This is a genomic window from Pseudoxanthomonas sp. LjRoot204_2 (assembly GCF_056175765.1).
This window is the reverse complement of record NZ_JBGFFG010000199.1, coordinates 1-10480: the sequence shown is the minus strand read 5'-3', so window position 1 is coordinate 10480 and position 10480 is coordinate 1. Positions and strand designations below refer to the sequence as shown.

Sequence of the window (10480 nt, the reverse complement as noted above, 5' to 3'; positions counted from 1 at the left end):
CCCTCGGCCTTGCCGCGCTCGCCCATCTGCAGCAGGCGCAGCGTATTGGTGGCGCCGTGCTTCTCCATGTGGTCGCCGCTGGTGAAGATGACGCGATCACCCTCTGCCAGCAGTTCACGGTCGTGAAGCACGCGCATCGCATCGCGCGCGGCCTCGCGCGGCGCCAGGCCGCGGCTGTCGAAGGCGATCGGGAACACGTCGCGGATCATCGCCATCTTGCGGCGGGCGCCGTCGTGGCGCGAGAACGCGTAGATGGGCGCATTGGAACGGAAGCGCGACAGGAAGCGCGCGGTGCCGCCGGATTCGGTCATCGCCACGATCGCGCGCACGCCGATGTGCTCGGAGAGGAACATCGTCGCCATCGCGATCGCCTGGTCGGCGCGCTCAAGGTTGCGCGGTGCCTTCTCGAAATCGGTGTCCATCTCGAACTGTTTCTCGGCGCCGAGGCAGATGCGCGCCATCGCTTCCACCGCGCGGACCGGATAGCTGCCGGCCGCGGTCTCGGCAGACAGCATCACGGCGTCGGTACCGTCGATGACGGCATTCGCCACGTCAAGCACTTCGGCGCGCGTGGGAATCGGACTGTCGACCATCGACTGCAGCATCTGGGTGGCGGTGATCACCACCTTGTTGCGTGCCAGCGACTCCCTGATGATCTTCTTCTGCAGGCCGGGCAGCTCGGCATCGCCGATCTCCACGCCCAGGTCGCCGCGCGCCACCATCACCACGTCGCTGGCATCGACGATCTCGGCTAGGTTCTCGATGGCCTCGGTGCGCTCGATCTTGGAGACCAGCGCGGCGTCGCAGCCGTGTTCGCGCGCGATGCGACGGGCCTCGTTCATGTCGTCTGCATTGCGGCAGAACGACACGGCGATGAAGTCCACGCCGATGTTTTCCGCCACGTAGGCGATCAGCTCGCGGTCGCGCTCGGTCAGCGCGCCCAGCGACAGGCCGCCGCCCTGCTTGTTCAGTCCCTTGCGGTCGGACAGCACGCCGTCGTTGAGCACGGTGCAGACGATGCGCTCGCCTTCGACCGACACCACCTTCAGCTGCATCAGGCCGTCGTCGAGCAGCAGCACGTCGCCCGCTTCCACATCGCCCGGCAGGCCCAGGTAGCTGACACCCACCTGCGAGGTATCGCCGGGAGGCGCGCTGACGCTGGCCACCAGGTCGAAGCGGTCGCCGGTCTTCAGCACCACCTTGCCTTCGGCGAAGCGCTCGACGCGGATCTTCGGTCCCGGCAGGTCGGCCAGGATGCCGACTTCCGCACCGACACGCTGCGCGGCCAGACGCACCGCCGCCGCGCGCTTGGCCTGTCCGGACGGATCGCCGTGCGAGAAGTTCAGTCGCACCACGTTGACGCCGGCGCGGAACAGGTCCTCCAGCACGCCGGGCGGGTCGGTCGCCGGTCCGAGGGTGGCGAGGATCTTGGTGCGGCGCTGGCGTTCGGTCATGGTGCGGATTCCCTGTGATCGCGCAAACGCTACCACAGCGAAACGGCACCGTATCGGCCGCTGTGCGTGGACGCGCGATGCTGTCCCGGGACAGGTTGCAGCACATGCTTCGCGAAGCCGGAAACGCGCTGTTTTCAAGCGGTTTCGCGTAGGCGGYCGACATCGCACGACTGGTATTTTTTTGGTCTCTGCACGTGCACCGGATGCTGCGCACGCACACCCGAGTGCGCAAAAAGAGCGAAGATGAAACGCGCGTTTGATCGCATGCGTTTCCGCTCAGGCGAGCACTGCCCGCAATTGTCCGGGCGTCGCGGCGAGACGCGTCGCGCCTGCCCCGCGCAACTCCTCTTCGCCACCGAATCCCCACAGCACGCCGACGTTGCGCATCCGGTGGTGGTTCGCGCCGTCGATGTCCATGTGGCGGTCACCGATCATCCAGCATGCATCGGGCGCCACGGCGAGCCGCCGCAGGGCTTCGCCGATCAGATCCTTCTTGTGGCTGAGTCGCCCGTCCGCGGTCGCGCCGATGATGTCCTCGAAACGATGACCGAACGGAAGATGCGCCAGGATCTTGCGCGCGTGCGGCTCGTTCTTCGCCGTGACCACGGCGAGACGGTGACCGTCCGCATCCAGCGCCTCGATCGTCTCGCCGATGCCGGGGTACACCTGGTGCTCCCGCCAGCCGTGGGACTCGAAGCGCTCCCGGTAGTGGTCGACGGCGGCCTCCACCTTCGCCGGATCGCCCAGCAGCGGCAGGAAGCTCGTGCGCAACGAGGGCCCGATCCACTGGCGCAGCTCGGCGTCCGAAGRGATCGGGTGATCGAGCTGCGTCAGCGCATGCGCGATGCAGCGGGTGATGCCGACGGCGGAGTCGATCAGCGTGCCGTCGAGATCGAAGAACAGGGTGGCGCGGCTCACTGGCCGCGCGCCTCCAGGGCCGCGACGGCCGGCAGGGTTTTGCCTTCCAGGAATTCCAGGAACGCGCCGCCGCCGGTGGAAATGTAGCTGACGTCATCGGMGATGCCGTACTTGTCCACCGCCGCGAGCGTATCCCCGCCGCCGGCGATCGAGAACGCCTTCGACTGCGCGATCGCGCGCGCCAGCGTTTCGGTGCCCTTGCCGAACGCGTCGAACTCGAACACGCCCACCGGGCCGTTCCACACCACCGTCCCGGCCGACGCGATCAGCTCGGCGTAGCGACGCGCGGTCTGCGGGCCGATGTCGAGGATCAGTTCGTCTTCCGCCACGGCATCGACGGCCTTCACCGTCGCCGGCGCATCGGCCGCGAACGCCGTGGCGACCACCACGTCGGTCGGCAGCGGGATCTCGGCACCGCGCGCCTTCGCGTCGGCATCGATCTTCTTCGCGGTATCGATCAGGTCCGCTTCGTACAGCGACTTGCCGACGGCATGGCCTTCCGCCGCGATGAACGTGTTGGCGATGCCGCCGCCGACGATCAGCTGGTCGACCTTGCCGACCAGGCTGGTGAGCAGCTCCAGCTTGGTGGACACCTTGCTGCCGGCCACGATGGCCAGCAGCGGGCGCGCCGGCTTCGCCAGCGCCTTGTCCAGGGCATCCAGTTCCGCCATCAGCAGCGGACCGCCGGCGGCGACCGGCGCGAAGCGGATCACGCCATGCGTCGACGCCTGCGCGCGGTGAGCGGTACCGAACGCGTCCATCACGAAGACGTCGCAGAGCGCGGCGTACTTCTTCGAGAGCGCTTCGTCGTCCTTGCCCTCACCGACATTCATGCGGCAGTTCTCGAGCAGGACGATCCGGCCGGGCGATACGTCCACGCCATCCACCCAGTCCTTCACCAGCGGCACGTCGATGCCCAGCAGTTCGGACAGGCGCGCGGCGACGGGCGCCAGCGAATCGGCCTCGCTCCAGACGCCTTCCTTCGGTCGGCCCAGGTGCGAGGTGACCATGACCGCCGCGCCCTTCTGCAGCGCCAGCTTCAACGTAGGCAGCGACGCGGTGATGCGCTGCTCGGACGTGATGCGTCCACCGTCGATGGGCACGTTCAGATCCTGGCGGATCAACACGCGCTTGCCGGCGAGGTCGAGGTCGGTCATGCGGACGATGGGCATGGGAAGTCCTGGCAACGGGAGAGACACGTATTGTCCGGCCTGCCCTTTCCTGCCGCAAACCCGCGCGACTCAGGCCGGGGGACGCGCGCGCAGCAAGCTGAAGGCAAAGGCGGCGACCAATGCGGCGCCGAGCACCAGCAGGCCCCACAGCAGCCAGGTCTTCCAGTCGCGCGGCGTCGGCGGCGGCACCAGGGCGGCGTCGCCTGCGAGCGCCGATGACGGCGACAGATAGGCGGGTGCGGGCTGCCAATCCTCGCCACGGTCACGGCGCAGCGCGTCCACCAGTTCCGGCATCGGCACGGTCGCGCGGCGGGCGCTCGCGCTGCCCGCCACCAGGGCGTAAGGCGGCGTCCCCTGCGCCAGGAAGACCACCACCTCCGGCCGATAGCCCAGCCGCAACGTCGGCGCCTGGTCCGGCAATGCGCCCCGGTTGCGCAGTCGCCAATAGCGGTCGCGCGCCGGACCGCTGGACAACGGCTGCGGCGGTGACGCGCTGGGTCGATCGCCCGCCACGCGGTAGGCCACCCAGGGACCCGCGCGCAGGCGCCACGGCGCATCCAGCGCATCCCGGCTTTCCAGCGTCCACTCCCCGACCGCGTAGTCGTCCATCGCCAGATCGGCCAACGCGACGGGATAGCGACCGTCGGTTTCGTAAGTGAACGCGTCGACGCCCTGTTCCGATACACGACGCCCGGTCCGTTCCGACCATTCCACGACCTGCCGCTGGTGGGCAGCGTCCAGTCGCACGCGCACTTCCCGGATCGGCAACGCCGGCGAGGCATCGAGCGGCACGAAACGGACATAGCGCAGTCCGCTGCGGATCGGCGCCTCGTCGCGCAGCAGGCGCTGCGGGCCGCGCTGCAGTTCCACCAGCGTCACCCGGTCCTGCACCACGTCCCAGGTCTGCAGGTCCTGGCTGCCTTCCACGCGATAGCGGGACTCGCGCGGCGTACCGGCGTCCCAACTGAATTCCAGCGCTTCTGCGTTGTCGCGGATGCCGCTGAGGTCGACCAGGAAGGCGCGCGCCGGTCGGCTGGTGCCGGGGCTGCCGCTCTCGGCCTCGATGCGGACGATGCGCCCGTTCTCGCCGAACTGCGCCGAAACGCGCGACGACGCCTCCGTCCCCTGTTCCGTTTCGGGCAGCGGGAACCACGGCACCACGATGCGTCGCGCAGGCAACGCCGTCGGTTGCTCCGGCCCGAACAGGGCCGCGGCCACTGGCTTGCCGCGCGCATCCAGTACGTCGATGTCGCGCAGGTCGGGCCATGCCGTGGTGGCATAGACCCCGCGATCCAGCACCACCCGATACGCGCCGGCCTGCTCGGCCGACAGCACCAGCGGCCATCGCTTCGCATACGGCGCAGGCGCTTGCGCAGCGGCGATCGCCGGCAGCAGGCAGAGCGCGAGCAGGAACTTCTTCATGCGGAGGCTTCCTCGTTGTCGATGCGGCGCGGCGGGGCCGGCGCCAGATATCCCACGACCGTGCACAGCAAGCCATAGCCGATGAAGGATCCGATGCCGAGCAGGTTGCCCAGGTGCTGCCGGTCGATCGTCATCAGTTTGACCAGCACCACGCCCATCAGCACGGCACCGCCCAGCCACAGCATGCGCTGGCCGCGCCGCGAGCCGATCACCCAGCCCAGCACGCCCAGCACGCTCCACGTGATGGTCAGGCTGGTCTGCGCCAGGCTCCCGGACACCAGGCCCTCGCTCCACGGCACGCCGCCCCAGTGGTGCACGGCATGCAGCACGACGGACGTGATCCAGACAAAGGCCAGCGACGACAGCAGCACGATGCGTGACGGGGGCAGGACGCGCGTGGCCGGCATCCACCAGCGCAACAGCAGGACCAGCGCGGCGAGCTGCGCCAGTTCCATAGGATTCAGCACCGGCATCCACGGCAGCGGCCGCGCGCCACCCGGCAGGAACAGCGACACCAGCCACCACAGGCCCAGCGCGGCAAACAGCACGCCCAAGAGCGGCGTGCGCCAGCCATCGAAGCGCTCGCCCAGCGGCGCCGCCAGCCAGCCCCAGCGGAACAACGCCAGCGCCACGACGACCAGCCACGGCAGCGCCACGAGGCCGGCCTGCCAGCCGCCGCCCATGCCCTGCAGATGTCCCGGCAACCATGCCAGCAGCAGGCTGCCTACCAGCGGCCACACCAGCCACCACACGAACTGCGCCGCACCGGCCAACCGGTGCGCRCTGTCGCGCAGGCACATCAGGCTGCGAGTCCGCGATACGCCCACGCACTGGCGAATCCGCCGACGGCGATCAACAGCGCGCTCATGAACGCGGCATTGGCGAACATCGGTGCCGTCGCGTGCGGATCGCGCCACGCGGTCACGTCGGACTGCGCGATCAGGAACGCCACCGCCGCCGCCATCTGCAGCCCGGCGCCAGTCAGCTGTGGCAGCAGCCGCGACTGACGGAGGCCCAGCCACGCCAACGCCGCGCCCTCCAGTGCGAACACGCACGCCGTCGCCTCTGCCGACAACGCCAGCGGCACGGCCAACGTGGCGAAGCCGACCGCAAGCAGCGCGTAAGACTGCGCCAGCACGTCGTAACCGTCGCGATGCCGCAGCCGCCACGACAGCCCGGCGTATAGCATGCCCAGCCCCAGCGCGCAGAACGCCAGCGGCAGGCGGCTGTCGTCGAACGTGCCGCCCTGCATCAGGCCGGCCTGCAGCGAGAAAGCCACCAGCGGCATGCCGAACACCAGGCAGCCATCGATGAAGTCCCGACGGCCGGCCGGCTGGCGGCGCGCGAACAACAGCGGGATGAGCAGGTAGAACACGAAGAACAGCGCCAGGAACGGTTGCGCGGTGCCGTATTTCTCCGGCGCGTAATCGAACACGCCCCAGGCCGTCCCGATACCGAAGGTGAAGACGAATCCCAGCAGGTTGAGCAGCCGCCAGGACTTGTACCAGGCGATGCCGACGATGGCCGCGTTGAGCACGGCGTAGTACGAGAACAGGGCGACATGGTTGCCGCTGCCGGTGGACAACCAGATCGGCGCGAGGAAGCCGGCCAGCAGCGCGAACACGGCCAACGACCTGGCATCCTGCAGCACCGCCAGCATGCCGGCGCCGGCCACCAGCACGATGCTGAGCGCGAAGGCGGCACCCGCCGGCATCACGCCGAAGATCTTGAACGCAGCGAACACCACCAGCAGCAGCACGCCGATGGCGCCGCCTTGCAGGCTCAGCGCGAACGTGCGGTTGCTTTCGCGCTTGCGCCAGGCGAACACGAGCGCCCCCATTGCCGCAGCGGCAATGCCGGCGAGGCGCAATTCGGGCGGCAGCGAGAACCAACCCTGGTCGGCGCCGTATTTCAACAACGCGGCCACGCCGGCGAACAGCACCAGCACACCGATCTTCACCGGCACGTTGCCCACCGTGAACCAGCGTTGCACCGCGCGCAGCGCCACGCTGACCACGTCCGGGGTGGCCGGTCGCGAGGGCGCGTCGGCACGCGGCGGACGCGGCGGCATCGGCGATGCAGCGGACGGGGATGCCGGCGCGGTGGCCGGGGGGATCGGTGGCGGTCCGGCGGGGCGGCTCGGAGGGGGTGAGGCGGGTTCGGGCGCCGGCCGCGGCGGTGCGACCGGCGCGGCGTCGCGCATCAGGTCCGACAGGGTGGGACCGTCATCCACGGAAGTTGACGCAGGCGCGGCGACCGTGCGCGCAGGCGCAGGCGAGGCATCGGCAGCGCGTGCGGCACGCAGCTGCGTGACCTGTGCCTCCAGCGCCGCGACGCGGCGCTTCAGGCCGCCGACCGACACCAACGCGACGATGAGCAGGACCGGCATGGCCAACACGGCCAGCCCCGCCAGGACCAACAACCCGACCACGTCATCCATTCCCCGACCTCGCCTGTGCGTGTTTCCGGTGCAAGGACGCGGAATGCCGCGTCCTCCGGCCGTCCGTGCAGCCGCGTCCGCAGCCTCGGGCATGGCCCGGGGATTTGCAAGATTCCGATCCGCGGGTGGCCGCGTACGGCGCACCGGGTATTGCTTGGCGATACCTGGAAACGACACGGGCGCCCCGAGGCGCCCGTGCTTCAAGTCCCGGTGACGGGGCTTACTTGCCGGCGACCACGCGGACCATTTCCAGGCACTTGTTGGAGTAGCCCCACTCGTTGTCGTACCAGCTGACGATCTTGACGAAGGTCGGGTCCAGCGCAATGCCGGCCTCGGCGTCGAAGATCGACGTGCGGGTGTCGCCGCGGAAATCGGTGGCGACCACCTTGTCCTCGGTGTAGCCCAGGATGCCCTTCAGCGCTCCCTGGCTCTGCGCCTTCATCTCGGCCTTGATCTCTTCGTACGTGGCCGGGTTCTCGAGTTCGGCGGTCAGGTCGACCACCGACACGTCGCTGGTCGGCACGCGGAACGACATGCCGGTGAGCTTCTTGTTGAGCGACGGGATCACCACGCCGACGGCCTTCGCCGCGCCGGTGCTGGACGGAATGATGTTCTCGAGGATGCCGCGGCCACCGCGCCAGTCCTTGTTGCTCGGGCCGTCGACGGTCTTCTGCGTCGCGGTCGCCGCGTGCACGGTGGTCATCAGGCCGCGCTTGATGCCCCACTTGTCGTGCAGCACCTTGGCGATCGGCGCCAGGCAGTTGGTCGTGCACGACGCGTTGGAGATGATCGCTTCGCCGTTGTAGGTCTTGTCGTTGACGCCATAGACGAACATCGGCGTGTCGTCCTTCGACGGGGCCGACAGGATGACCTTCTTCGCGCCGGCATCGAGGTGCTTCTGCGCAGTGGCCTTGTCGAGGAACAGGCCGGTGGACTCGATGACGACCTCTGCACCGACGTCGTCCCACTTCAGGTTGGCCGGATCGCGCTCCTGTGTCAGGCGGATCTTCTTGCCGTTGACGAACAGCGCGCCGTCCTCGACCTTCACGTCGCCGTCGAACCGACCGTGCACGGAGTCGTACTGCAGCATGTACGCCAGGTAGTCCGGCTCCAGCAGATCGTTGATGGCGACGATCTCGATGTCGCTGCCGAAGTTCTGCACGGCGGAACGCAGCACGTTGCGCCCGATGCGGCCGAAGCCGTTGATACCCACCTTGATCGACATTGCTCAGGACTCCTGCGGCCACGCGCGCGGCGCGGCGGGGTTGACGGGGGCCGTCATTCTAACAGGCCGCCCTCTCGGCACGTCCGTACGGGTATTGATCAGGATCAAGGCGGCAGGGAAACGGCGGGCAGAGACTGGCGCCACATTCCAACGAGCGTCTCCCTCATGAAAAAGACCCTGATCCCGATTGCCATCGCCCTCGCCTTCGGCGCCGCCGTGCCCGCCTTCGCCCAGTCCAAGGGCGACTGGACCCTGGGCGTCGGCGCACACCAGGTGAACCCGAAGTCCGACAACGGCACCCTGGCCGGGGGGACGCTGCCGCTCGACATCGACAGCGACGTCAAGCCGACCATCACCTTCGAGTACTTCCTGCGCGACAACCTGGGCCTGGAAGTGCTGGCCGCGCTGCCGTTCAAGCACGACATCGCCATCGACGGCGTCGGCACCGTGGGCAGCACCAAGCACCTGCCGCCGACTTTCTCGCTGCAGTACCACTTCAACAGCAAGGGCAAGGTCTCGCCCTTCCTCGGCGCCGGCCTGAACTACACCACGTTCTTCAGCGAAGACACCCAGGGCGCGCTGGAAGGCACCGATCTGAAGCTGGACGATTCCTGGGGCCTGGCCGCGCATGCGGGCATCGACATCAAGGTGAGCGAGCGCGGCGCCGTGCGCGTGGATGCGCGCTGGATCGACATCGATACCGAGGTCAAGGTGGATGGCGCCAAGCTGGGTACCGCGAACATCGACCCGCTGGTGTACGGCGTGGCTTATGTCCTGACGTTCTGAGCACTGCATAACGTCGCCAACGCGCAATGGGGACGGCCCGTGTCGGTTARAGTACCGGCATGGTCCGTCCCTTCCTCTTCGTGCTCGCCCTCGCCAGTGCCTGTGCACTTGCGCTGCTACCGGTCCCCGCGCAGGCATGGGGCCTGCTGGGGCATCGCCTGGTCGCATTGCTCGCCTGGGACGACCTGACCCCCGTGACACGCCTGCAGATCGACGCCCTGCTGACGGGCGAAGCCGATCCCACACTGGCCGGTATCGCAGGCTGGGCAGACGACCTGCGCAAGAACGATCCCGTGCTCGGCCGCCAGACCGCGAACTGGCACTTCGTCAACATCGGCGAACACGACTGCGTCTATCTGCAGAGACGTGACTGTCCGGATGGCAACTGCGTGATCGAAGCGATCCGCAAACAGACCGCGATTCTGGCCGACACGCGGCGGACACGCGCCGAACGATTGCAGGCGTTGAAGTTCGTCGTGCATTTCGTCGGCGACGCCCACCAGCCCCTGCATGCCGGATATGCGCGCGACAAGGGTGGCAACGACGCGCAGATCAACTGGAACGGGCGGGGCACGAACATGCACACGCTGTGGGACAGCCGCATGCTGGTATCCACCGGGCGCAGCGAGCAGGCCTATCTGCAGCACCTGCGTACCCTGCCGCGCCCCGCGCTCGCCGCCATGACCCTGCCCCCGCCTGCCGCCACCTGGGCAGAGCAGTCATGCCGGGTGGTCACCCAGCCGGGCTTCTATCCGCGTCGCGCGAAGCTGGAACAGGCGTATGTCGATACGCATCTGCCGATCGCCGAACGCCAGTTGCGCGCTGGCGGCGTGGCGCTGGCGGCGGTGCTGAACAAGGCGCTGGGTGGCCGCTGACGCCGGCAGCCCCCTCCCCGCCCTCGATACGCTCGTGGCATCCCCCAGAGGAGTCGTCCGCATGAAGCTTCCTTCGTTGCTCCGCCACTTCTCGGCCCTCTTGCTGATCGTCGCTTTGCTGGTGCCGCCGGTCGCGCGCGCGCAGGACGACGCAGGCCTCACTGTCTTCGCCGCGGCCAGTCTGAAGG

8 protein-coding genes and 1 pseudogene are annotated in these 10480 nt (G+C 68.5%); 2 read left to right on the top strand and 7 right to left on the bottom strand.

The features are described 5' to 3' along the window. The 7 genes and pseudogenes from pyk to gap form a co-directional block, all read right to left on the bottom strand. A partial coding sequence (gene pyk / locus AC04L7_RS10660) for a pyruvate kinase (RefSeq protein WP_475512974.1) occupies positions 1 to 1454 on the bottom strand: 1454 nt, incomplete at its 3' end. A gap of 276 nt (positions 1455 to 1730) precedes the next feature. Next, a complete protein-coding gene (locus tag AC04L7_RS10655; RefSeq protein ID WP_475512973.1) occupies positions 1731 to 2372 on the bottom strand; it encodes an HAD hydrolase-like protein in 642 nt (213 codons plus the stop codon). Then, a complete protein-coding gene (locus AC04L7_RS10650; RefSeq protein ID WP_475512972.1) occupies positions 2369 to 3544 on the bottom strand; it encodes a phosphoglycerate kinase in 1176 nt (391 codons plus the stop codon). Before AC04L7_RS10650 ends, AC04L7_RS10655 begins: the two co-directional genes overlap by 4 nt. A 69-nt stretch (positions 3545 to 3613) precedes the next feature. Then, positions 3614 to 4966: a DUF3999 family protein gene (locus tag AC04L7_RS10645; protein WP_436000205.1), complete on the bottom strand. Its 1353-nt coding sequence runs from the start codon at positions 4964 to 4966 to the stop codon at positions 3614 to 3616. After that, positions 4963 to 5787 (bottom strand): annotated as a pseudogene (locus AC04L7_RS10640) (DUF2339 domain-containing protein); the annotation flags it as partial. The pseudogene AC04L7_RS10640 and the gene AC04L7_RS10645, both read right to left, overlap by 4 nt. Next, positions 5766 to 7037, bottom strand: coding sequence for a DUF2339 domain-containing protein (locus AC04L7_RS10635; RefSeq protein WP_475512975.1), 1272 nt, complete (start codon positions 7035 to 7037; stop codon positions 5766 to 5768). The gene AC04L7_RS10635 and the pseudogene AC04L7_RS10640, both read right to left, overlap by 22 nt. Positions 7038 to 7626: 589 nt before the next feature. Then, positions 7627 to 8631, bottom strand: coding sequence for a type I glyceraldehyde-3-phosphate dehydrogenase (gene gap / locus AC04L7_RS10630; protein WP_299346545.1), 1005 nt, complete (start codon positions 8629 to 8631; stop codon positions 7627 to 7629). Positions 8632 to 8796: 165 nt separating this feature from the next. Here gap and AC04L7_RS10625 point away from each other — a divergent pair, with 165 nt between their 5' ends. Further along, positions 8797 to 9417, top strand: coding sequence for an OmpW/AlkL family protein (locus tag AC04L7_RS10625; protein WP_296278540.1), 621 nt, complete (start codon positions 8797 to 8799; stop codon positions 9415 to 9417). A 59-nt stretch (positions 9418 to 9476) separates the two neighbouring features. Next, entirely contained in the window at positions 9477 to 10292 is an 816-nt protein-coding gene (locus tag AC04L7_RS10620; protein ID WP_436000210.1) for a S1/P1 nuclease, read from the top strand. Positions 10293 to 10480 lie beyond the last annotated feature (188 nt).